The organism is Stenotrophomonas sp. VV52 (genome assembly GCF_002893095.1).
Classification (GTDB): Bacteria; Pseudomonadota; Gammaproteobacteria; order Xanthomonadales; family Xanthomonadaceae; genus Stenotrophomonas; species Stenotrophomonas aracearum.
Map to the genome: position 1 here is coordinate 285,499 of NZ_KZ622864.1, position 23,094 is coordinate 308,592.

The 23,094-nt window shown below is 67.7% G+C and carries 20 protein-coding genes; 7 read left to right on the top strand and 13 right to left on the bottom strand.

Features of this window, described 5'->3' with window-relative positions; all coding sequences use genetic code 11:
* The first annotated feature begins 18 nt into the window (after window positions 1-18).
* Window positions 19-759: a UDP-2,3-diacylglucosamine diphosphatase gene (gene lpxH, locus C2U58_RS01425; protein WP_102944217.1), complete on the top strand. Its 741-nt coding sequence runs from the start codon at window positions 19-21 to the stop codon at window positions 757-759.
* A 19-nt stretch (window positions 760-778) separates the two neighbouring features.
* On the opposite strand, the gene C2U58_RS01430 is transcribed toward lpxH, so the two are convergent.
* Entirely contained in the window at window positions 779-2,035 is a 1,257-nt protein-coding gene (locus C2U58_RS01430; protein ID WP_102944218.1) for a zinc-dependent metalloprotease, read from the bottom strand.
* 216 nt (window positions 2,036-2,251) lie between these two features.
* On the opposite strand from C2U58_RS01430, the gene C2U58_RS01435 reads away from it, so the two are divergent.
* Window positions 2,252-3,739: a DUF2235 domain-containing protein gene (locus C2U58_RS01435; RefSeq protein ID WP_102944219.1), complete on the top strand. Its 1,488-nt coding sequence runs from the start codon at window positions 2,252-2,254 to the stop codon at window positions 3,737-3,739.
* A gap of 30 nt (window positions 3,740-3,769) precedes the next feature.
* Here C2U58_RS01435 and C2U58_RS01440 read toward each other — a convergent pair whose 3' ends face one another.
* From C2U58_RS01440 to C2U58_RS01470, 7 genes are all read right to left on the bottom strand, one after another.
* Window positions 3,770-4,546, bottom strand: a complete 777-nt coding sequence (locus tag C2U58_RS01440) for a ferritin-like domain-containing protein (RefSeq protein WP_102944274.1) — start codon at window positions 4,544-4,546, stop codon at window positions 3,770-3,772.
* 72 nt (window positions 4,547-4,618) lie between these two features.
* Window positions 4,619-6,085, bottom strand: a complete 1,467-nt coding sequence (gene purF / locus C2U58_RS01445) for an amidophosphoribosyltransferase (RefSeq protein ID WP_070207561.1) — start codon at window positions 6,083-6,085, stop codon at window positions 4,619-4,621.
* A gap of 29 nt (window positions 6,086-6,114) precedes the next feature.
* Window positions 6,115-6,912: a CvpA family protein gene (locus tag C2U58_RS01450; protein ID WP_102944220.1), complete on the bottom strand. Its 798-nt coding sequence runs from the start codon at window positions 6,910-6,912 to the stop codon at window positions 6,115-6,117.
* Between the two features lie 33 nt (window positions 6,913-6,945).
* Window positions 6,946-7,980: an SPOR domain-containing protein gene (locus tag C2U58_RS01455; protein ID WP_102944221.1), complete on the bottom strand. Its 1,035-nt coding sequence runs from the start codon at window positions 7,978-7,980 to the stop codon at window positions 6,946-6,948.
* Between the two features lie 100 nt (window positions 7,981-8,080).
* Window positions 8,081-9,355 (bottom strand): bifunctional tetrahydrofolate synthase/dihydrofolate synthase, encoded by a 1,275-nt coding sequence (gene folC / locus C2U58_RS01460; protein WP_102944222.1) that lies wholly within the window; start codon window positions 9,353-9,355, stop codon window positions 8,081-8,083.
* Window positions 9,356-9,379: 24 nt separating this feature from the next.
* Window positions 9,380-10,024, bottom strand: a complete 645-nt coding sequence (locus C2U58_RS01465) for a histidine phosphatase family protein (protein ID WP_102944223.1) — start codon at window positions 10,022-10,024, stop codon at window positions 9,380-9,382.
* A gap of 116 nt (window positions 10,025-10,140) precedes the next feature.
* Window positions 10,141-12,303, bottom strand: a complete 2,163-nt coding sequence (locus C2U58_RS01470; RefSeq protein ID WP_102944224.1) for a S46 family peptidase — start codon at window positions 12,301-12,303, stop codon at window positions 10,141-10,143.
* A 159-nt stretch (window positions 12,304-12,462) separates the two neighbouring features.
* On the opposite strand from C2U58_RS01470, the gene tdh reads away from it, so the two are divergent.
* Window positions 12,463-13,485: an L-threonine 3-dehydrogenase gene (tdh, locus tag C2U58_RS01475; protein WP_070207587.1), complete on the top strand. Its 1,023-nt coding sequence runs from the start codon at window positions 12,463-12,465 to the stop codon at window positions 13,483-13,485.
* Between the two features lie 58 nt (window positions 13,486-13,543).
* Here tdh and C2U58_RS01480 read toward each other — a convergent pair whose 3' ends face one another.
* Complete coding sequence (locus C2U58_RS01480; protein WP_102944225.1) at window positions 13,544-14,245, bottom strand: TorF family putative porin; 702 nt, start codon at window positions 14,243-14,245, stop codon at window positions 13,544-13,546.
* A 193-nt stretch (window positions 14,246-14,438) separates the two neighbouring features.
* On the opposite strand from C2U58_RS01480, the gene kbl reads away from it, so the two are divergent.
* Window positions 14,439-15,650, top strand: a complete 1,212-nt coding sequence (gene kbl, locus C2U58_RS01485; protein ID WP_102944226.1) for a glycine C-acetyltransferase — start codon at window positions 14,439-14,441, stop codon at window positions 15,648-15,650.
* Window positions 15,651-15,690: 40 nt separating this feature from the next.
* Here the strand turns inward: kbl and C2U58_RS01490 are convergent, their stop codons facing one another.
* The 4 genes from C2U58_RS01490 to C2U58_RS01505 all read right to left on the bottom strand — a co-directional run bounded on the left by C2U58_RS01490 (window position 15,691) and on the right by C2U58_RS01505 (window position 18,715).
* On the bottom strand, window positions 15,691-15,987 hold the full coding sequence (locus tag C2U58_RS01490; RefSeq protein WP_102944227.1) for a hypothetical protein: 297 nt from the start codon (window positions 15,985-15,987) through the stop codon (window positions 15,691-15,693).
* Between the two features lie 84 nt (window positions 15,988-16,071).
* On the bottom strand, window positions 16,072-16,914 hold the full coding sequence (locus tag C2U58_RS01495; RefSeq protein WP_102944228.1) for a pseudouridine synthase: 843 nt from the start codon (window positions 16,912-16,914) through the stop codon (window positions 16,072-16,074).
* A 19-nt stretch (window positions 16,915-16,933) separates the two neighbouring features.
* On the bottom strand, window positions 16,934-17,446 hold the full coding sequence (locus C2U58_RS01500; protein WP_102944275.1) for a hypothetical protein: 513 nt from the start codon (window positions 17,444-17,446) through the stop codon (window positions 16,934-16,936).
* Between the two features lie 180 nt (window positions 17,447-17,626).
* Window positions 17,627-18,715, bottom strand: coding sequence for an OmpA family protein (locus C2U58_RS01505; protein WP_102944229.1), 1,089 nt, complete (start codon window positions 18,713-18,715; stop codon window positions 17,627-17,629).
* A gap of 370 nt (window positions 18,716-19,085) precedes the next feature.
* On the opposite strand from C2U58_RS01505, the gene C2U58_RS01510 reads away from it, so the two are divergent.
* From C2U58_RS01510 to C2U58_RS01520, 3 genes are all read left to right on the top strand, one after another.
* Window positions 19,086-20,108, top strand: coding sequence for a zinc-binding alcohol dehydrogenase family protein (locus C2U58_RS01510; protein ID WP_102944230.1), 1,023 nt, complete (start codon window positions 19,086-19,088; stop codon window positions 20,106-20,108).
* A gap of 158 nt (window positions 20,109-20,266) precedes the next feature.
* Window positions 20,267-22,300 carry an NADPH-dependent 2,4-dienoyl-CoA reductase gene (locus tag C2U58_RS01515; protein WP_102944231.1) on the top strand — a complete coding sequence of 678 codons (2,034 nt, stop codon included), beginning with the start codon at window positions 20,267-20,269 and terminating at the stop codon, window positions 22,298-22,300.
* Between the two features lie 326 nt (window positions 22,301-22,626).
* Complete coding sequence (locus C2U58_RS01520; RefSeq protein ID WP_070207575.1) at window positions 22,627-23,085, top strand: cell wall hydrolase; 459 nt, start codon at window positions 22,627-22,629, stop codon at window positions 23,083-23,085.
* The last annotated feature ends 9 nt before the right edge of the window (window positions 23,086-23,094 follow it).

Consider the following 23,094-nt stretch of genomic DNA (forward strand, 5'->3'; position numbering starts at 1 on the left):
CCGAATACAATGCGTGGCATGACCACGCTGTTCATTTCCGATTTGCACCTGGACCCCAGCCGTCCAGCCATCACCGAGCTGTTCCTGGCGTTCCTGCAGCGCGAGGCGATGCAGGCCGACGCCCTGTACATCCTCGGCGACCTGTTCGAGGCCTGGATCGGCGATGACACGCCCTCGCCCGCCGCCGACGCGGTGGCCGACGCACTCAAGGCGGTGTCTGCAGCCGGGGTGCCGGTGTACTTCATCCGGGGCAACCGCGATTTCCTGGTCGGCGACGACTACGCGCGCCGCGCCGGATTCCGGATCCTGCCCGACCCCAGCGTGATCGACCTGTGCGGCCAGCCGGTGCTGCTCCAGCACGGCGACCTGCTGTGCACCGACGACGTGGCCTACCAGCAGTTCCGCGCGCAGACCCGCGACCCGGTGTTCCAGGCGCAGTTCCTGGCGCAGCCGCTGGCCGCGCGCATCGCCTTCGCACAGAAGGCGCGCGATGCCAGCCAGGCCCGCCAGTCGGAAATGAAGCAGGGCGACCGCGCCACCTTCGAGACCGTCACCGACGTCGCCCCGGACGAGGTCACCGCCACCTTCGTGCGGCATGGCGTGGACACCATGATCCACGGCCACACCCACCGCCCTGCCATCCACACCCTGCAGGCCGGTGGCCGCAGCTGCACGCGCATCGTGCTCGGCGACTGGTACGAACAGGGTTCGGTACTGCGCGTCACGCCACAGGGCTGGACCCTGGACGCGTTGGCCTGACGCGCAGCCCGGGAGTCCGTTACCGGAACGCGGCGACCGCCGCCTTGGTGTTGACCAGCACGCGCTGGTTGTCCGCGCTCGAGGCGCTGCCCATCGGCACCCCGTTGTAGCTGATGTTGGGGTTGGACCAGAAGTTCAGGCGCGGGCAGCCCGAGGTGCAGTCGTAGGCCATGATGGTGCGCCAGCGCGCGCCGCTGGCCGGCTGGTAGCGATACCCGTGGCCATACGCATACGGCGTGGTGCTGGAGTCGGTGGCGATATCGTGCCGGGCGCTCTGCAGGTGGCCGATCTCATGCGCGAACGAGTAGTAGCCCGTGGCGCAGTCCCAGTACACCGCCGCGAACGCGCTGGACGCGGTCGAACCGATTCCCGACGCCAGCCCGCAGTAGCTGCTGTTGTTGAGGATCAACACCGCCACGTCCGCCGCCGTGCTGTTGCGGGTGGTGTGGATCGCATCCATGTAGCCATCATTGGTGGAGCGGAAGCGCGCCAGGTCGGTGCTGAAGTTGCCGGTCTCGGTATACGCCACGGCCTGGTACCCGGCCAGCTGCATGGTGATGCCCACGTTGCTGTTGGTGTAGCCCTGGTTGGACTCGGCCACCGCCAGCTGCACCAGCTGCTGCATGTTGCCGCCGTAGGCACTCACCGCTGCATTGGTGGCGGCCACCAGCACGCGGATGGTGGCCGGGCTGCCCGACGACGCGGCCGCGATGCCGGCACGGTCGCTGGCCGGCATCTCGATCTTCGGCAGCGTGTTGTAGTCGGCCGGATGCTCAGCCGGCATCCGCGACTCGTCGACCTGGACCAGCACGTGGCGGCCATCGCTGAGCGGGCGCAACCGGTACAACGTGCCGTTCCTGCGGATCGATCCGGTCACCGTCCCGCCGGACTGCACCAGGATCACCGAATTGCCCGGGTCATTGCCGTCCGCCTGGCGGGTCAGCTTCGATCCCGCATCCCGCAGGCTGCCGTACCAGATGCTGCCGCCATCGGGGAGATTCTCGACCCGCTGTTGCAGTGCCTGCACCGGCGTGCCCAGCAGCTCGAACTCCAGCTGGCGCTGGCCGGCCACCACCGCGCCTGCATCGACCCGGACTTCCTGCACCGCCGCCGTGGACGGTGCCGCCAGCACCGCCTGCGCGGCCGGCTGGCTGGCCGCACTGGCACGGCTCAACACCGTGACCGGCGCGAACAGGGGCGCGGCCGCCGCCGTGCCGACGGTGGCCAGGAACAGCGTGATCGCAACTGCGGTCTTTCTCATCGGACTGGACATCATGTCGCCTCTCTATGAGTGAACTTCAGTAAGGAACGTGTTCGCACTGCCACCCCTGTCAGCAGGCGTGACCATCTGGCGCCAATGGGTCGCGTGAATTCAATAGAGGCCCTCGATCACATCTCGGAACTGTGACCCCGACCCGAAGCGGTTCAGTTACGTCGCGCTCGTGTCGTTTTCGCGCTACCTTTGGCCTGCATCGACAGGGGACACCGAGGCATGGCTGGGCATCCCGATCCGACCACTCCCGTGCCGGTCACGCTGCAGATCGGCCTGTTCTTCGACGGCACCCGCAACAACGCCGACAACCTGCGGCACGCATCGCGTCCCGCCGGCCGCACCGCCCCCGCCCCGCTCGCACCGGCGCCGGCCGTGCTCGCCGACGACGCCTCACCCTACCAGAGCCGCCTGACCAGCAGTTTCAGCAACGGCCTGACCAACATCGCGCGCCTGCATGCGCTCTACCCCGACCACCGCAATGGCGCGGCGTCCACGCCCGGCCTGCTGTCGCTGGCGATCTACATCGAAGGCGCCGGCACCCGCACCGGCAAGGACGACGACCTGATGGGCCTGGCCTTCGGCATCGGCGCCACCGGTGTGAAGGCCAAGGTCCACCAGGCGCTCGACGTGCGCCTGCCCGAAGCCCTGCGCGCCCTCGCCCGGACCCTGCCCACGCATCTCCTCGGCCGCGTACGCCTGGACCTGTTCGGTTTCTCGCGCGGCGCCGCCTCCGCCCGCGACGCGGTCAACCGCCTCAACGCCGCCGACGGCCGCAGCTGGCTGCAGGAACAACTGCGACGCACCGGCTGGACCGCCGCCGCCACCGCAACCGCCCGCCCGGTGCGCTTCGTCGACCTGTTCGACACCGTGGTCGCCATCGATGCCCGGCAGCGCGACGAACTCCCCCGCGTGGTGCTCGCCCCCGGCTGCGCCGACAAGGTCGTGCAGGTCGTCGCCCGCGACGAACACCGCCACTACTTCGCACTCACCACCGTCGCACCGGCGCATGAAGAAATCGCCCTGCCCGGCGTCCACGCCAACATCGGCGGCGGCTACGACCAGCGCATCGAAGGACCGAAACTGCTGACCCGCCCGCAGGGACAACGCCTGCGCAATCACGGCGTGCCCGATACCACCGCCCCACCACTCACCGTACTCCAGGCCACCCAGGTGTACGCGCGCGTCCAGGCCGACTGCCGACGCTGGCAGGCCGCGCTCGGACTGGATGACGCCAGCATCTGGGTCGACGTATGGCACCGCTGGCAGCAGATGCGCATGGCCGGCAGCGACAGCGTGCTGCCGCAGTGGGTGCTGTTCGCGCATGCCGCCGTGGTGCTCAGGCGCGAGATCGACTGGCGTTACCAGTTGATCGCACTGCGCCTGGTGCATGCACGCGCCGCAGCGGCGGGCGTGGTGTGGGCGCGCACGCCGGATGCCGATCCGGCATTGGCGTTGCCGATGGAACTGCAGCCGATTGCCACGCGCCTGGTGGCCGGGCAGGCATTGGATGCCGCGCAGGAAACGTTGTTGCGACAGCGCTACCTGATGCAGTCCGCGCATTGGAATTTCGATGCGCTGGGCGACACCGCGTTGTTGTATGCAGCGGACGAGGCCACGCGGGAACTGCCGTATCGGCCAGGGCCGGGATTGTTTTACATCAACCGGCCAACGGACGATGGGAAACGCGTGGTGCTGGGGAACGTTTGAAGGGTGGATGCAGCCACGCAGGGCGTGGCTCTACCGGCGGGTCGCCTGCTCCAGCAGATCCGCCATTTCCTCTTCGTCGAACCCCGCCAGCAAACGTGCTTCCAGATTGAACGGACCATTGAGATAACCGCCCGCGTGTTCCTTCAACAGCGCGATGAACCGAGCGCGAGGCTCCACCCCTTCGCGCGCACAGTACCAGCGGTACCACCGCGTCCCCGCCGCGACATGCGCCACCTCTTCGCGCAGGATGATCTCCAGCACATCGGCGGTCGCGTGGTCGTTGGATGAGCGCAGCTTGGTGATCATCCCCGGCGTCACGTCCAGCCCGCGCGCCTCCAGCACGCGTGGCACCAGCGCCATCCGCGCCAGGCCATCGTGCGCCGTTTTCTCGCACATCTCCCACAGCCCGTTGTGCGCCGCGAAATCGCCGTAGTCGAATCCGTACGCCTGCAACCGCTCGCGCAGCAGCAGGAAATGGCGCGACTCATCGTCGGCCACCCCCACCCAGTCCGCATGGAACGACGACGGCAGCCCCCGGAAGCGGTACACCGCATCCCAGGCCAGATCGATCGCATTGAGCTCGATGTGCGCGATCGCGTGGATGAACGCCGCACGCCCTTCCGCATTGCCCAACCCACGCCGCGGTACCTCGCGCGGATGCACCAGCCGCAGCTGCGCTGGCCGACCCGGCATCCGGATCGGCTCCGGCATCGGTGCGTCCGCCGCCAGCTTCAACTGCCCCGCCCGATACTGCCCGGCGTACTCCCGCGTCAGCGCCACCTTGCGCAGCGGATCGGCTTCCGCCATGCACTGCTGCGCCGCGCGCAGCAGGTCACCGGCCGCCGCATCCTGCAGCACGCTCGCACTCACCGCCCGCCCTCAGGCGCGGCGCTTGTGCTTGGCGTCGTCCGAACGCAACTGCTGGATGCGCTCGAAGTAGCCCGGCTCGATCCCGGTCGGGTACACGCCGTTGAAGCACGACGAATCGAACGACTTCAGCTCCGGGTTGCCCTCGCGCACCGCCGCTTCCATGTCCTCGATGTCCTGGTAGATCAGCCAGTCGCAGCCCAGGTGCGCCTCGATCTCCTCCACGCTGCGGTTGTGCGCCACCAGCTCCTCCGCCGCCGGCATGTCGATGCCGTAGATGTTCGGGTAACGCACCGGCGGCGCCGCGCTGGCCAGGTACACCTTGCGCGCACCCGCGTCGCGCGCCATCTGCACGATCTGCTGGCTGGTCGTGCCGCGCACGATCGAATCGTCCACCAGCAGCACCACCCGGTTGCGGAACTCCAGGTGGATCGGATTGAGCTTGCGGCGCACCGACTTCACCCGCTCACCCTGCCCCGGCATGATGAAGGTGCGGCCGATGTAACGGTTCTTGATGAAGCCTTCGCGGTACTTCACCCCGAGCACGTTGGAGATTTCCAGCGCAGCGTCGCGCGAGGTATCCGGGATCGGAATGATCGTATCGATGTCGTGGTCCGGGCGCAGGCGCAGGATCTTTTCGCCCAGCTTGATGCCCATGCGCATGCGCGCCTTGTGCACCGACACGTTGTCGATCATCGAATCCGGACGCGCGAAGTACACGTACTCGAAGATGCACGGACTGTGCTCGACCGGCTCGGCGCACACCTCCGAGAACAGCTCGCCGCGCGCGGTGATCACCAGCGCCTCGCCCGGGCGCACGTCGCGCACGCGCTGGAAGCCCAGCACGTCCAGCGCCGACGATTCCGACGCCACGATGTACTCATCGCCTTCGGCATGCGCGCGCTTGCCCAGCACCAGCGGACGGATCCCGTGCGGGTCGCGGAACGCCACCAGGCCCAGGCCCAATACCACGCTGATCACCGCATACCCGCCCTTGCAGCGACGGTGCACGCCGGCCACCGCACGGATGGCCGCTTCCGGGCTCAGCTGGCGCTGGGCGTCCAGCTCGAACGCGAACACGTTCAGCAGCACTTCGCTGTCCGAATCGGTGTTGACGTTGCGGCGGTCCTGCTCGAACACCTGCTGGCGCAGCGTTTCGGTATTGATCAGGTTGCCGTTGTGGGCCAGCGCGATGCCGTACGGCGAATTGACGTAGAACGGCTGCGCCTCGTCCATCCCTTCCGAACCGGCGGTCGGGTAGCGCACATGCGCGATGCCGACCCGGCCTTCCAGGGTCGACATGGTCTTGGCGTCGAACACGTCCCGGACCAGGCCATTGGCCTTCTGCACGCGCAGGCGGGTGCCGTCGGCGGTGGCGATGCCCGCCGCGTCCTGGCCGCGATGCTGGAGGACGGTCAGGCCGTCATACAACTGCCCGGCGACGTTCTGGTTGCCGACAATACCGACGATGCCACACATGGTGCGAATCTCCGCTGGGCTGGGCCCATCTACTGTGAAGGTGGCCGTGCCTGGCCGGGGGAACCGTTCCGTGCCGGACCGGTGTCGTCCGGCCGCACGAGCGCCGGATCGGTGTTCTGGGGGGAGCCTGGTCGTGCCTGGTTGGCCCACACATCGGCGGGGTCCACCGCCTGCTGCGGGGTCTCATCCAGTGGTCGCGGCCATCCGCGCCCACCCAGCAACTGGCCAAGTACGCCATTATCGCCTGTCGCGCCCGGCTTGCCCAACTCCACGCCGGGCAGTTGCGCCATGTTCACCTCCGGCAGCGCGGCAGGCAGGGCCTGCAGACCCTGCATGGCGTCCAGATCGGGCAGCGCCGGCAGGTCCGGCATGCGCGGCATGTGCGCCTGCATCCAGCCCACGCCGGGGTCCAGCGCGACGCGCAGGTAGGAATTCCGCCAGGTCGGCTCACGGGTCAACGGCGTGTAGGAGCCCAGCAGCAGCAGCACGCAGGCGATCAGGCCGCCGCGCGCCACGCCCAGGCCGCCGCCCAGCATGCGGTCGGCGCCGTTCAGGCTGGTCGAACGGACCGCCTGGCGGACCACCAGCCCGATCGCCCAGACCGAGACCATGACCAGCAGGAACACGGTGAGGTACCCGGCCACGTAATGGCCGCTGCCCGGCGCCGCCGGGGCCGACCACCAGGCCGCCGCGCTGCGCCCGAACATCAGTGCAGCCCAGCCGCCGAGCAGCCATGACAGGGTGCTGATGACGATGCTGACGAAGCCTTTCATCAGCCCCAGCAGGGTGGAAATGCCGATTACCGCCAGCAGCACGACATCAAGCATGCCGCGCTCCGGTCAGGTCATGGCGCCGCCGCATCAGGGATGCGGCCGGACCATGCCGGCCACGCCGACCTTCGACGCAACCTGGGCCTTGAGGTTCTCCGCCTCGGCACGGTTGGCGACCGGCCCGACACGCACGCGGTTGAGCGTGCCCTTGTCGGTGCGTACCTGCTCCACGAATGCGCTGAAACCGGCGGCGCGGACCTTGTCGCGCAGCGCGTTGGCGTCGCTGGCCTGGCCGAACGCGCCCAGCTGCACGGCGAAGCCGACGCTGCTGGCGGCCGGCGCCGCCGGCACCACGGCCGGCTTGGTCGCCGCGATCGGTGCTTCCGGCTTGGCCGGGGCAGGCTTCGGTTCGGGTTTGGGTGCTTCCGGCTTCGGCGCCGGCTTGGCGGCGGCCACCGGCTCCGGCGGCAGCGCTTCGGTCTTGACTGCCGCGGCGGCCGGGGCGGCGCTGGCACTGGAGGCCGCAGCAGGCGCCGGACTGGCCGGGGTGGTGGTCGGAGTCGGCGCGGTGGCCACCGCGCTGTTCGCACCGGCGTCCAGGGTCACCACTTCGGCCTTGACGTCATTGCGAACTTTCACTGCCTCAAGGCGCGCGGCTTCGGCCTGCGCGCGGTCGGCGTACGGTCCTACCCGGACCCGCCAGGCCGGGCGGCCGTTGATCATCGCCGCTTCGCTGAAGCCCGGCAGCTGGGCCTTCTTCAGGAAGGCGATGACCGCATTGGCGTCGGCCTGGCTGCCGTAGGCGCCGAAACTGACCGCATAGTTGCCCGCAGCCACGGCGGGCGAGGTGTCGGCAACGGCCGCTTCGGCCGGCGCGGCAGCGTCCTGCAACGGCGCGGTGGTGCTGGCCGCACCCTGCAGGCCAGTGGCCCCGCCGGTGGGCGCTACCAGCGGCAGTTCGCGGGTCTGGAACTGGCCGTCGGCCGGAGCATCCGGAGCACTGATCGGAACATTGGCCACGCCACTGTCGGGCGCTGGGCCCTTGACCAGCATGGGCAGGAAAATCACGGCCAGCGCCACCAGGACGATGGCACCAATCAGACGCTGTTTCAGAGGAGTATCCACGGAAGGCAGGCAGGCGGCGCGGCGGAATGCCACGGCGATTATACGGGCGCGCGCGGGTGCGGCGTCGAAGACAACTGAACGAGGTGGCCGGCCGCCCGCCTCAGCGGGCCTGTTCCAGCCACTGCAGGGCCTGTGCGGCGGTATGGAAGGAACCGAACACCAGCACGCGGTCGCCCGCCTTCGCAGTTGCCAGCGCCTGCTGCAGCGCGACCTCCACGCTGGCGTGCGTGGAGGCGCCGGCAGCGGCGGTATTGGCCAGGCGTGACTGCAATGCGGTCGCGCTCTGCGCGCGCGCGCCGTCGAGCCCGGCCAGGTACCAGGCATCGACGCGGTCGGCCAGGGCCTCGATCACGCCCACCGCGTCCTTGTCCTGCAGCGCGGCGAACACAGCCAGCGTGCGTCCGCTTCGCGGCGCCACCTTCAACGACGTTGCCAGTTCGCGTGCGGCCTGAGGGTTGTGCCCGACATCGACCAGCACCTCCACCCCGTCGCGCTCGAACGCCTGCAGGCGGCCACGGATGCGCGCCTGCGCCACGCCGTCGATGATCGCCGCGCGCGACAGCGGCTTGTCCAGCGCGCGCAGTGCGGCGATGGCCGACGCTGCGTTGCGCAGCTGGATCGGGCCGCGCAGCGAGGGCATCGGCAGCTCGATACGGAAACCGACATCGCGCCAGCGCCATGCCTGCGCATCGATCACGTCGGCGAAGAAATCGCTGCCACCGCGGATCGCATTGGCGCCCAGCAGATAGGCGCGCGCCAGCACGCTCGACGGCGGATCGGTCTCGCCCAGGATCACCGGCTTCCAGCCGCGGATGATGCCGGCCTTCTCCACGCCGATGGCCTCGCGGTCCTCGCCCAGCCAGTCGGCGTGGTCGATGTCCACCGTGGTGATGATCGCGACGTCGGCGTCGACGATGTTGACTGCGTCCAGGCGCCCACCCAGCCCCACTTCCAGCACCGCCAGGTCCAGCCCGGCGCCTGCGAACAGGTGCAGCGCAGCCAGCGTGCCGTACTCGAAATAGGTCAGCGTGGTATCGCCGCGGGCGTCTTCGATCGCGTTGAAGGCCGCGACCAGGGCCGCGTCTGAGGCGTCCTCGCCATCGATGCGGACACGCTCGTTGTACTGCAGCAGGTGCGGCGAGGTGTACGCGCCCACCTTCCAGCCGGCCGCCCGCGCGATGGCCTCGACGAAGGACACGGTGGAGCCCTTGCCGTTGGTACCGCCGACCACGATGGTGTGCGGCGCCGGCTGGCCCAGGCCCATGGCGGTGGCGACCGTGCGTACGCGCTCCAGCCCCATGTCGATGGTGGCCGGGTGCTGCTGTTCGATGTAAGCAAGCCAATCGGCGAGCGTCTGCGGGCGGGCGGTATTCATGGCGATGGATCGTGTGGGTCGGAGTTACAGCGCGCGGTGCTTGGCTTCACCGAAGAACGGCGTGTGGTGTGCGCAGTCGTTCAGGCGCACCACTTCCAGGCTGTCCAGGTCGGCGCCTTCGAGCAGGTTGAGCGTGGTCGGGGCCTGGCGGAAGGTCCACAGGCGCGACAGCGGCAGGCCCAGGATCCGGCACAGGATCACCCGGTTGACCGCGTCATGGGCCACCACCAGCAGGGTGTCTTGCTCGCCCAACCCTTCGGCGGCGCGGGCGAGGCCACGCCAGCTGCGGTCCAGCACCAGGCGCAGCGATTCGCCGCCGGGCATCAGCACGGTGTCCGGCTCTTCGCGCCAGGCCTGCAGGCGCGACGGGTCTTTCTCATGGATTTCGCTGGCGAGCAGGCCTTCCCACTCACCGTGGGCGATCTCCTGCAGGTCCGGTTCGGTCAGCAGCACCGGCGCCCGTTCGGCGCCCAGCGCCAGCTGCGCGGTGCGCTGCGCGCGCGACAGCGGCGATGCGACGGCGCGGGTGATGTCCACCGACTTCAGGCGTTCGCCCAGCGCCTGGGCCTGGGCTTCGCCGATCGGCGACAGCGGGATATCGATCTGGCCCTGGTAACGGCCTTCGGCATTCCACGGGGTTTCACCGTGACGGGCAAGCAGGATGCGCATGCGAACTTGAGATCCTTGGCAGTCGCAATCGTTCACATTGCGTGAACGATCTTGGGGGGAACCGCATGATACCGAAGAAAAAACCCCGCGGTTTTGGCCGCGGGGTCTTCGGTGAATCAGTGGGTCAGGTTCAGCTCTTTCAGCAGCTGCGGCGCGGGCGCCACCTCCTGCATGATCCACTGCATGTAGCGGCTGTCCACCGCAATCATGCGGGTCATCACCGGGTCGAACACCCAGTTGGAGCTGACCGATTCCCAGTTGCCGTCGAAGGCCAGGCCGACCAGCTTGCCGTGCGCGTCGAGCACCGGCGAACCGGAATTGCCGCCGGTGATGTCCAGGTTGGAGAGGAAGTTGACCGGGACCGAGCCGATCCGCTTGTCTTCCAGCCCGCCGTAACGCTTGGCCTTGACCGCGTCCAGCAGCGCCTTGGGCGAGTCGAACGGATCTTCGCCGGTTTCCTTGGCGGCCACGCCTTCCAGCGTGGTGAACGGGGTGTAGTTCACGCCGTCCTTGCCGTAGCCCATGACATTGCCGAAGGTGATGCGCAGCGACAGGTTGGCGTCGGGATAGACGAAGCCGCCCTGGCTCTTCTTGTAGTCGGCCACGGCCTGCAGGTAGGTCGGGCGGGCCAGCAGCGATTCGCCTTCGCGGGTCTTCTTCTGCTCTTCCTGCTTCAGCAGCGCCGGCATCGCTGCCACCGCGTACTGGATGGCCGGGTCGGTGCTGGCTTCGAAGGCGGCGCGGTCGGCCTTGAACCAGGTCAGGCGCTCGTCCAGGCTGCCCAGCTTCGTGCCCGACAGCTTGCGGACCAGGCCGTCGACGGCGGCGGCATCGCTGCCGGCCAGCCACTGGTTCAGCACCTCGTTGCTGCGCTGTGCCGCCGGCAGGGCCGCGTACTGGTTCAGCCAGTACTGCTGCAGCTGCTGGTCCATCTTCGCCACGTAGCGGCGATCCATCTGGCGCAGGGTGCCTTCCAGGGTCGGCAGGTCGCGTTCCTGGTAGCCGGTTTCGCGCTCGGCGTCCGGCTTGGCGCGCTCGATCGACAGGCGATACAGCGACAGCGCGGCGCCGACCGCAGACGTGTTGTTGAACTGGCTGACGAACAGGTCGCGCTCGCGGGTGGTGCGGCTGGTGTCCAGGTGCTTGACCAGCTGCGCGTGCGCGGCCAGTGCGGGCTTGCCCGCCGCGCCCTGCTTCTTCAGCCAGGCCAGCACCGCCGCTTCCTCGGCCTGCTTCTGGCCGGCGGCGTCGATGCGCTTGAAGCCTTCCAGCTGGCCTTTGTAGTTCTTGGCCACGTTGTTCATGCTGGCGGCGGTGGCGGCGTACTTCACCTTCACGTCCGGATCGGCCTTGCCGGCCTTGTCGATCAGGTCCAGCACCGCGTTGTAGTGGCGGGCGATGGTCGGGTAGGTCCAGTCGGCGGTTTCATTGAACTCGCCGGCCAGCGCGTAGCGGTTGGTGCGGCCCGGGTAACCGGCCACCATCACGAAGTCGTCGGCGCCCAGTGGCTGGTCGGCGAACTTCAGGAAGTGCTTCGGCTGGTACGGCACGTTGTCGGCCGAGAATGCGGCCGGCTTGCCGTCCTTGCCGACATAGGCGCGGTAGAACGAGAAGTCGCCGGTGTGGCGCGGCCACATCCAGTTGTCGACGTCGCCGCCGAACTTGCCGACGCTGCCGGGCGGCGCGTAGACCAGGCGCACGTCCTTGATTTCCATGTTGCGGAACAGGCGGTAGGTGTTGCCGCCAGCGAAGCTGTACAGGCGGCAGCGGAAACCGGCGTCGGCCTCGCAGGCGGCGGTCTGCGCCTTGTCGAACGCTTCCAGCGCGCGGGTGCGGGCCAGCGGGTCCTTGCCGGCGGCGGCGATGGCGGCCTTGGCCTGGTCGGTGACGTCGGTGATCTGGTCGAGCACGAATACGCGCGCGTTCGGACCGGCGCTGAGTTCGTCCTTCAGGGTCGGCGCATTGAAGCCGTCCTTGATCAGGTTCTTCTCGGCGGTCGAGTTGAGCTGGATCGCGCCATAGGCGCAGTGGTGGTTGGTGACCACCAGGCCCTGCGGCGAGACGAAGCTGGCGGTGCAGCCGCCCAGCGCGACCACCGCGCCCATCGGGTCGCCGGTCAGGTCGGAAATCTGTTCCGGCGACAGCTTCAGGCCGGCCTGCTTCAGCGGCCCGGCAATCTCCGGCAGCTGTTGCGGCACCCACATGCCCTCGGCGGCAGCGGCGGCCTGGACCAGCCCAAGGCTGGCAACGACGGAAAACGCAAGCAGATTCGAGCGCATGAGCGGCCCTTGGGTGAAAGAACCGCCGATTGTAGCCGGGTCCGCCACACGGCCCGTCGGCCGAACGTCATGGACGCACCGCAACATGCCCCGGCCCCCACACCCCCTATAATTCCGCCTTTCCCCCAGATGAGCTCCACCCCGATGGCGCAGCAAACAATGAAGGCCCTGGTCAAGCGCGAAGCCGCCAAGGGCATCTGGCTCGAAGACGTGCCGGTGCCGGTGCCGGGCCCGAACGAGGTCCTGATCAAGCTGGAGAAGACCGCCATCTGCGGTACCGACCTGCACATCTACCTGTGGGACGAATGGAGCCAGCGCACGATCAAGCCGGGCCTGACCATCGGCCACGAATTCGTCGGCCGCATCGCTGAAATCGGCCCGGGCGTGACCGGCTACGAGCTCGGCCAGCGGGTCTCGGCCGAAGGCCACATCGTGTGTGGCCACTGCCGCAACTGCCGTGGCGGCCGTCCGCACCTGTGCCCGAACACGGTCGGGATCGGCGTGAACGTCAATGGCGCCTTCGCCGAATACATGGTGATGCCGGCCAGCAACCTGTGGCCGATCCCCGACCAGATCCCCTCGGAACTGGCCGCCTTCTTCGACCCGTACGGCAACGCCGCGCACTGCGCGCTGGAATTCGACGTGATCGGCGAAGACGTGCTGATCACCGGCGCTGGCCCGATCGGCATCATTGCCGCGGGCATCTGCAAGCACATCGGTGCGCGCAACGTGGTGGTGACCGACGTCAACGACTTCCGCCTGAAGCTGGCCGCCGACATGGGCGCCACCCGCGTGGTCAACGTGGCCAACACCTCGCTCAAGGACGTGATGAAGGAACTGCACATGGAGGGCTTCGACGTGGGCCTGGAAATGAGCGGCAACCCGCGCGCGTTCAACGACATGCTCGACTGCATGTACCACGGCGGCAAGATCGCGATGCTCGGCATCATGCCGAAGGGCGCCGGCTGCGACTGGGACAAGATCATCTTCAAGGGCCTGACCGTGCAGGGCATCTACGGCCGCAAGATGTATGAGACCTGGTACAAGATGACCCAGCTGGTGCTGTCCGGCTTCCCGCTCGGCAAGGTGATGACCCACCAGTTGCCGATCGACGAGTTCCAGAAGGGGTTCGACCTGATGGAGCAGGGCAAGGCGGGTAAGGTGGTTCTCAGCTGGAACTGAGCGAGATTAAAAAAGGCACCCATCGGGTGCCTTTTTTTTTGTTCAGTGCGAGCGCCGCTTATTGCCCGACGGCGACGGTGAAGACGACGCGGTTGTCGGCGAGCTTGCCGCTGTTGTCGCGGCCGTTGCCGTCGGTGCCGTAGTAGCCCAGGCCCAGGGTGAACAGGCCCCAGGTGCGGTTCACGCCGATGTTCCAGTCGGTGTAGTCCTTGGCAATCTCGTCCTTGAAGGTGTTGCGGCCGACGTTGGCGGTCAGGTTGAATTCCTGCGGCAGCGCCCATTCGGTGCCGGCAGCGAAATACCAGCCGTCGGTGTCGGTGTTCCAGACGTCGTTGGTGTAGGCCACGGTCACGTTGTAATGCTCGGCGAAGCTGGTCTTGGTGATCAGCTCGGTATAGGCCAGCTCGCTGGAACCCGGGTAGCTGTAGTGGTTGAGCATGACGTCGAAGTTGACGTTGTCGGTGACGTCCACGCCGTAGCCGATGAAGTAGTCGACCTCGGCATCCGGGCCGCCGTCGCCGAAGTCCACGCCCGAGCCCCAGATGCCGGCGTACAGGCCGACCGGCGAGGTATAGGTGAAGCCAGCCTGCAGGGTCGGGTCTTCATCGGTCTGCGAGACACCCCGGAACACGTAGTCGGACACACCCGTCACGTTCCAGCTGAACGGCGATTCGGCCTCGTCCTGGGCGCTGGCGATGAACGGGGCAAACAGGGCGGCGCAGAGCACAGCGGCGGCGGTACGGCGCGTGGCGTGGTTCATGCGGGTCTCTCCAGACGGTGGGGGGTGAAGGGGTGGGGAGTTTACGGATTTTTAACCCGATTGATATTGCGTTGCAACAATTGCATGCGCAACCGATGCGCGCCCGCCCTGCCCCGGGTCCCACCACTGACCGCCCCGGGCAACGGCCCGGGCAGGTAAAATCCCGGCTTTCCCGTGCCGATGACCGCCTGCCATGACCGACGCCCAGACCGCCCCGCTCACCCAGCACTATGTTGAGGAACTGGAGGCGATCCGCGCCCAGGGCCTGTTCAAGTCCGAGCGCGTCATCACCAGCCCGCAGTCGGCCGAGATCACCCTGGACGACGGTCGCCAGGTGCTGAACTTCTGCGCCAACAACTACCTGGGCCTGGCCGACCACCCCGACCTGATCCAGGCGGCCAAGGACGCGCTGGACAGCCACGGCTTCGGCATGGCCTCGGTGCGCTTCATCTGCGGCACCCAGGACCTGCACAAGCAGCTGGAACAGCAGATCGCCGGCTTCTTCGGCAAGCAGGACACCATCCTGTACGCGGCCTGCTTCGACGCCAACGGCGGCCTGTTCGAGCCGCTGCTGGGCGAGAACGACGCGATCATCTCCGATGCGCTCAACCATGCCTCGATCATCGACGGCGTGCGCCTGTGCAAGGCCAAGCGGTTCCGCTACGCCAACTGCGACATGGCCGACCTGGAAGCGCAGCTGCAGGCCGCCGACGCCGCCGGCTGCCGCACCAAGCTGATCACCACCGACGGCGTGTTCTCGATGGACGGCTTCATCGCCCCGCTCGATGAGATCACCGCGCTGGCGAAGAAGTACAACGCACTGGTGCATATCGACGAATGCCACGCCACCGGCTTCCTCGGCGCCACCGGCCGCGGCTCGGCCGAGGTCAAGGGCGTGCTGGACCGGATCGACATCATCACCGGCACCCTGGGCAAGGCCATGGGCGGTGCACTGGGCGGCTTCACCACCGCCAGCGCCGAGGTGATCGAGCTGCTGCGCCAGCGCTCGCGCCCGTACCTGTTCTCCAACTCGCTGCCGCCGCACGTGGTCGCCGCCGGCATCAAGGCCTTCGACATGCTGGCCAGCGCCGATGACCTGCGCACCACCCTGCAGGAAAACACCGCGTACTTCCGCGAGAAGATGACCGCAGCCGGGTTCGACGTGAAGCCGGGCGTGCACCCGATCAGCCCGGTGATGCTGTACGACGCCCCGCTCGCACAGAAGTTCGCGCAGCGCCTGCTTGAAGAAGGCATCTACGCGATCGGCTTCTTCTTCCCGGTGGTGCCCAAGGGCCAGGCGCGGATCCGCACCCAGATCAGCGCCGCGCACACCCGCGCGCACCTGGACCGCGCGATCGATGCGTTCACCCGCATCGGCGTGGAGCTGGGTGTGATCAAGGCGTAACGGCGGCGCACCATGGAGCGGGGCAGAGCCCCGCTCTACGTCATTTGTTCCGGGTGGTCGCGGTCGGATTGCCCTTCGCCACGCGAATCCCGTTGGCCTTCATCCACGCGTCGAACTCTTCGGCGGTCATGCGCTTCTCGCCGTTGCTCATGTGGAACCGGTAGGCGCCGCGCCCATCGCGCTCAGTGGCCGGCAACTGGATCTCGACCACCTTGTCGGTGACCGGCGGCGTCGTTCTGGCCGCCTGTTTATGACCGCTGCAGGCACTCAGCAACAAGGCTGGCAGCAACAGGCATGCACCGCCCAGCACGGGGCGGCGATTGACGAGGGTTTGCATGACACTTCTCCCGGTAGTGGTCAGTCGGTAAACGACAGGCCGTCCCTTGCCCGGTGGTGCGCCCGCTCCCCAGCGGGCCACGCACTACGATGCGACCACGGCACTTCCGGCCGTGGTGTGGAGCAACTCCAGTTCGTGCGGCTGCAGCTCGCGCCAGGCGCCCTTGCCCAGCGTCCCCAGTGCCAAGTGGCCGATCCCTACCCTTACCAAACGTAGAACACCGATCTGGAAGGCCGCCAGCAGGCGGCGGATGTGCCGGTTGCGGCCCTCTTCCAGCACCACTTCGAGCCAGGCGGTCTTTTCCCCGCTGCGCAGCAACCGCACCGCGCGTGCGCGCAGGAACTCGCCGTCGTCCTCGACCCCGGCGCGCAGCGCGGCCAGCTGGGTCTCATCGGGAATGACGTCGACCTGCACGTGATAGGTCTTGTCCGGCCCGGTTTCCGGATCGGTCAGGCGGGCCGCCCACTCGGGATCGTTGCTGAACAGCAGCAGCCCCTCGCTGGCCTTGTCCAGGCGCCCCACCGGGGCCAGCCACGGCAGGCCAGCACCGTCGAAGCAGCGGTAGACGGTGTCGCGGCCACGCTCGTCCTGCGCGGTGGTGACCAGTCCGCGCGGCTTGTTGAGCATGATGTGGATGCGCCGGGCGCTGCCCAGCGGCTGGCCGTCGACGCGGACCACATGGCGGCCGTCGACGATCGGGAACTCCGGGTTGTTGATGGTGCGGCCGTCGACCGTGACCCGGCCGTCGGCGATCCAGCGCGCGGCCTCGGTGCGTGAGCACAGCCCGGCCTTGGACAGTACCCGCGCCAGCCCGTGGCGCGGTGCATCGGGGGCGCGTGCGGTGCCGGCTCTGGCCGGGGTGGACGCACGCCGCGGGTCGCGGCGTGGTCGATCAGGAGGCGCCGCGGGTGGCCGACGGGTGCTCATCGGTCGCAGCGCGCGGGTCTTACTTCTTGCCTTCCGGCTTGGTTTCAGCCGGGGCAGCCGGGGCCGGAGCGGCGGCAGCTGCCGGTGCCGGGCGCGCCTTGACCACGCGCACACCCTTGGCCTTCATCCAGGCGTCGAATTCCTCGGCGGTCATGCGCTTGCCGTTCTGGCTCATGTCGAAGCGCCACGGCGTGTTGTCGAATTCGGTCTGCGGCTTGTAGGCGGCCGGATCGTTCGGCTTCACCGCCGGTGCGCCCGGCATCGCCTTGGCGATGTTCTGGCAGCCGTCGATGCGCAGGCGCTGCAGCACGCGGTCCAGCGACTGCTGCTGGTCGAAGTTGGAGGTCAGCACGCCCGCCGGCATGCCCAGCTGCACGTTGCGGATGTACAGCTCGTTGGCGACCGGTGCGATCGCGGTGGCCGGCAGCGGCAGCGGCGCTACGGCGGTAGCCGTGGCCGAGCAATCCACGGCTGCGTAAGCGGTGGGAACCAGGGCCAGGCCGAGGGCGGCGGCCAGTGCGATACGCAGCATGGGATGCATCCAGGAAAGAGGGTGACGCACCGAGTTTAACAGCGCCACAACCGCTTTCAAGATCCCACATTCAATGAATACGGCAACTTGTTGAATTTAATTCCAATTTATTGGAACGCACGCAAAAAAACAGGGCCCGGCATTGCCGGGCCCTGTCCTGAGGCTGATGTTCCCGAACGATCAGTTCTGGACGTTCAGCTCGGTACGACGGTTCTTCTCGCTCTTGCAGGCCGGGAAGGTCTGCGGGGTCTGCTCCAGCGGACGGCTCTCGCCATAACCGATCGGACCGGTCAGACGGCTGGCAGCAACGCCGTTCTGGGTCAGATAGTTGTACACGGTGGTCGCACGACGCTCGGACAGCTTCTGGTTGTAGTCTTCCTTGCCGCACAGGTCGGTGTGGCCAGCCACTTCGACGCGCAGGTCCGGGTAACGCACCAGGATCTGGGTGGCTTCGCTCAGGATCGCCACGGCGTCCGGACGCAGGTTCGACTTGTCGAAGTCGAAGTTGACGCCCTTCAGGTCGATGGAGACCGGCACCGGGCAACCGTCCGGACCGATGGTCTGACCCGGCTGCGAATCCGGGCACTTGTCGTCGCAGTTGTTGACGCCGTCACCGTCGTCATCCAGGTCGGCGCAGCTCGGAGCAGCCGGCGGCGGAGCGACAACCGGGGCAGCCGGCGGCGGGCCCAGCGGGATCACGACGCCGACCGAGGCCAGCACGTCGCCGAACCAGCTTTCGTCCGGAGCAGCGATGCTCTTGTCGTCGAAGTCACCGCGGTAAGCCACTTCGGCACGGACTGCAACGCGCTTTTCGAAGGTGGTCTGCAGGCCGACGCCGACCTTGGCGGCGAAGTTGCCGTCCTTGCGCTCACCCGGGCTGTCCGGCGACGGGAAGTTGTCGAACTCTTCTTCCGACTTCTGGTAGCCCAGGCCCATCAGAAGGTACGGGTTCCAGCCACGGCCGTCCTGGATGAAGTGGTAACGGGCATCGACCGACGCGCCGTACTGGCTCCAGTTCAGATCCTGGTTGGCGTCGAAGTTCGGGTTCTGGTAGTTCAGGTCGAAATCGAGCGACCAGTTCGGGCTGACGAACTTACCCAGGCCCAGGGTCACGAACGGAGCATCGTTGGTCAGACGGTCGCTATCCTGGAAGTTGAAGCCCGCCGAACCGGTCAGGTACCAGCGGTCATCAAAGGACGACTGCGCCGAAGCTGCCTGGGCAAACGCCAGGCCGCCCAGCAGCGCGGCAGTGAGGATCTTCTTGTTCATGTAATACAGCTCCTATTTCGGGGGTATGAAACCGGTAGAGGCATGGGCCAGCACTACTGCGTCGTTAAGACTGCCGATTCAGCACGCCACCGCCGCGAACATTATGCTCAGGGGAGTGAAGGCGATGTTAACGGTCACATAACATGTGAAATCGACCGCCAGACCTCCACCGGTCCAGCTGGAGGCACCCTATACAGGTTGGTGAATTTCCGCAAGGCCCAACAATGACAAGGGTTTTGGGCACTTTCCCAAAGATTTCAACGACTCGCTACAGTATTTGATGCAATTCGGCGGTGTGTCGCGATTCAGCTCAAAAACAGGTTTGAAAGCGTCCCTATGATGAACGTGTTTCACCTCTCCAGGAGCCGATATGAACGCTGTAGGACTGACCCGCTACCTGCCCATCGACGACCCTGACGCGCTGCGCGATCTCGTCATTCCTGAACCGGGAGCGCCGCAGGGGCACGACCTGCTCGTGCGCGTTCACGCGGTGTCGGTGAATCCGGTGGACACCAAGCAGCGTGCGCCGCGTGCGGGTGAGGTGTCGCCACCGCGCATTCTCGGTTTTGACGCTTGCGGCACTGTTTTAGCGGTCGGCGCGCAGGTCACTGCCTTCGCGCCGGGCGATGAGGTGTATTACGCGGGCGATGTCACCCGCCCCGGCAGCAACGCACAGCTGCAGTGGGTGGATGAGCGGATCGTCGGACGCAAGCCGACCACGCTGGATTTCGCCGAATCGGCCGCGTTGCCGTTGACCGTGCTGACCGCGTGGGAGCTGCTGTTCGAACGCATGCCGCTGCACTTCGATGATCGACGCCACGTCGGGCAGACGCTGCTGGTGATCGGCGGCGCCGGTGGCGTGGGTTCGATCGCGATCCAGCTGGCGCGCCACGCGGGATTCACCGTGGTCGCCACCGCATCCCGCGAGGATTCGGCGGAATGGTGCCGACGGATGGGCGCCGACCATGTGGTCGACCATCGCCAGCCCTTGCCGGCGCAGCTGCAGGCGCTCGGTATCGCGCAGGTGGAGGTGGCGCTGAACCTGGCCGACACCGACCATTATTGGGAAGTGCTGGGCGAACTGCTGGCTCCGCAGGGACATGTGGGACTGGTGGTGGAACCGCGCGGGCCGCTGCGGATCGGCGATCCCTACAAGGCCAAGTGCATCGGCATCCACTGGGAATTCATGTTCGCGCGCTCGCGGTTCCAGACCGCGGACATGATCGAGCAGCATCGCATCCTCAGCCGCGTGGCGAGCCTGGTCGACGCCGGGGAACTGCGCAGCACCGCGCATACCTCGCTGGGCACGATCAATGCGGCCAACCTGCGCGAAGCGCACCGGTTGCTGGAGGGCGGTGGGGTGACCGGGAAGATCGTATTGGAGGGCTGGTGATCCGGGTTTCACCGTAGTGCCGGCCGCTGGTCGGCTCATGGGGTCGCCAGGTCATGCGAGGGCCGGCCAACGGCCGGCGCTACCGGTATGTCGAAGGCCCTTGCGCGTGGGGGCCATTCGCGGCACCCTGCCCGCCTTCCGTACGCAAGCGTATCGACATGTCGCCAGCCGCCGAATCCACCGCCTATCCGCATCTTTTCGCCCCCCTCGACCTGGGCTTCACCACCCTGCGCAACCGGGTGCTGATGGGCTCCATGCACACCGGGCTGGAAGACCGCGCACGCGATTTCCCCAGACTGGCGGCGTACTTCGCTGAACGCGCGGCCGGCGGAGTCGGGCTGATCGTCACCGGCGGCTACGCGCCCAACGTGGTCGGCTGGCTCAAGCCGTTCGGCGGCAAGCTGTCGTGGCCATGGGAAGTGGGCCCGCACCGCCAGCTCACCGGCGCGGTGCACGACCACGGCGGCAAGATCTGCCTGCAGCTGCTGCATGCCGGCCGCTATGCCTACCACCCCCTGTCGGTGGCGCCGTCGAAGAAGAAGGCGCCGATCAACCCGTTCACGCCGCGTGCGTTGTCTTCGCGCGGGGTGGAACGGCACATCGCCGACTACGCACGCAGCGCGCGGCTGGCCCGCGAGGCCGGCTACGACGGCGTCGAGGTGATGGGTTCGGAAGGCTATCTGATCAACGAATTCATCGCGCCGCGCACCAACCTGCGCAGCGATCGTTGGGGCGGCGATGCAGGCCGCCGCATGCAGTTCGCGGTGGAGATCGTGCGCCGCATCCGCGAAGCCTGCGGCCCGGATTTCATCATCATCTACCGGTTGTCGCTGGTCGACCTGGTCGAGGACGGCAGCAACTGGGACGAGATCGTGCAGCAGGCGAAAGCCATCGAAGCGGCCGGCGCCACCCTGATCAACTCCGGCATCGGCTGGCACGAAGCGCGGGTACCGACCATCGCCACGTCGGTGCCGCGCGCGGCGTTCGCCGGGGTCACCGCCAAGCTCAAGCCGCACGTGCAGCTGCCGGTGATCGCCACCAACCGGATCAACATGCCCGACGTGGCCGAGCGCATCCTGGCCGGCGGCGGCGCCGACATGGTGTCGCTGGCACGCCCGCTGCTGGCCGACCCGGAGTGGGCCAACAAGGCCCGCGCCGGCCGTGCGCAGGCGATCAATACCTGCATCGCGTGCAACCAGGCCTGCCTGGACCACGTGTTCGAGAACAAGACCGCCAGCTGCCTGGTCAATCCGCGCGCCGTGCATGAAACCGAGCTGGTGTACCGGCCGACCAGCGCGCCGAAAAAGATCGCCGTGGTCGGTGCCGGCCCGGCCGGGCTGGCCTGCGCCGCGGTGGCCGCCGAGCGCGGCCACGCGGTCACCCTGTTCGATGCCGGCAGCGAGATCGGCGGCCAGTTCAACGTGGCCAAGCGCATTCCGGGCAAGGAGGAATTCCACGAAACGCTGCGCTACTTCCAGCACAAGCTGGAGGAAACCGGCGTCACCGTGAAGCTCGACACACAGGCCGACGTGGCCACCCTGGCCGGCTTCGACACGGTGGTGGTGGCCACCGGCATCCGCCCGCGCGAGGTCGACTTCCCCGGCGCCAACCACCCCAAGGTGGTCACGTACCTGGACGTGCTGCTGGGCCGGGTGCAGGTCGGCCCGGAGGCCGCGATCATCGGCGCCGGCGGGATCGGCTTCGACGTGGGCGAGTTCCTGGTCCACGAAGGGCCTTCGCCGGCGCTGGACCCGGCGCGCTGGATGGCCGAATGGGGGGTGGACCCGAGTTTCGAGGCCCGTGGCGCACTGGCCCGGCCGCAACCGGAAGCGCCGGCGCGCAAGGTCTGGCTGCTGCAGCGCAGCCCCGGCAAGCCGGGCGCACGGCTGGGCAAGACCACCGGCTGGATCCACCGCGCCACGCTCAAGGCCAAGGGCGTGAAGATGCTCGGCGGCGTGGAGTACCTGGGCGTGGACGACGGCGGCCTGCGGATCCGCATCGACGGCCAGGAACAGACCCTGCCGGTGAGCCATGTGGTGATCTGCGCCGGCCAGGAACCGCGCCGCGACCTGCACGCCGCACTGCAGGCGGCGGGCGTGGACGCGCACCTGATCGGCGGCGCGGACGTGGCCGCCGAACTGGATGCCAAGCGCGCCATCAACCAGGGCAGCCGGTTGGCCGCCGAGCTTTGACGTAGTGCCGGCCGCTGGCCGGCTCTGCGCGGTGTGGGACCTGCCTGGAGCCGGCCGGCGGCCGGCACTACGGCTCAAATGACCCCACCCCTGAACCTGAATGTCAAGCTTTCCGGTTCAGGATGCGTTGCGAAATCCCCCCCTATCGTGCGCCAACTTTCCCGCTCACCACCCAGTTCGAGTGAGCGCGCGGCCCCCACGTCTTTCGGGAGCTGCTTACGGGCGGCCCCGATGGCCGCCTCCCCATGACGCCAAGTCGTACCCCCCGCCCCGTCCCGTTGATCGGATGGACAGCCAGGTGCGGCCCATACGGAGCAAGGAGATACATGAAACTGGCCTGGATACTCTGGCTGTCGCAATTGTTGCCCCAGCCGGCCGCCGATTCGTTGTGCCTGAGCACGACCGTCTACCTCGAAGCGCGTGACCAGACCCTGCGCGGCCAGCAAGCCGTTGCGGAAGTGGCACTGCGCCGCTTGGACAGCGGGCTGTGGGGCGACTCGATGTGCAAGGTGGTGACCGCGCGCAAGCAGTTCGCCCCGACCATCGTCGCGCCCGGCACCCAGCTGGCCAACAGCGATGCCTGGGAAGAAGCCATGACCGTGGCCTTCGATGCCGAGCGCAACTGGGCCCTGCCGGCCGGCGAGCGCAAGGAGATCGTGCCCGGGGCCAGCCACTTCGCGGCGCTGTCGATCGCCAACCCGAGCTGGCGCAACGCCTACCAGGTGGCCACCATCGGCGACCACACCTTCTATCGCGTGCAGAAACTCAAGCCACGCGCGTCGTAACGGTCTGTT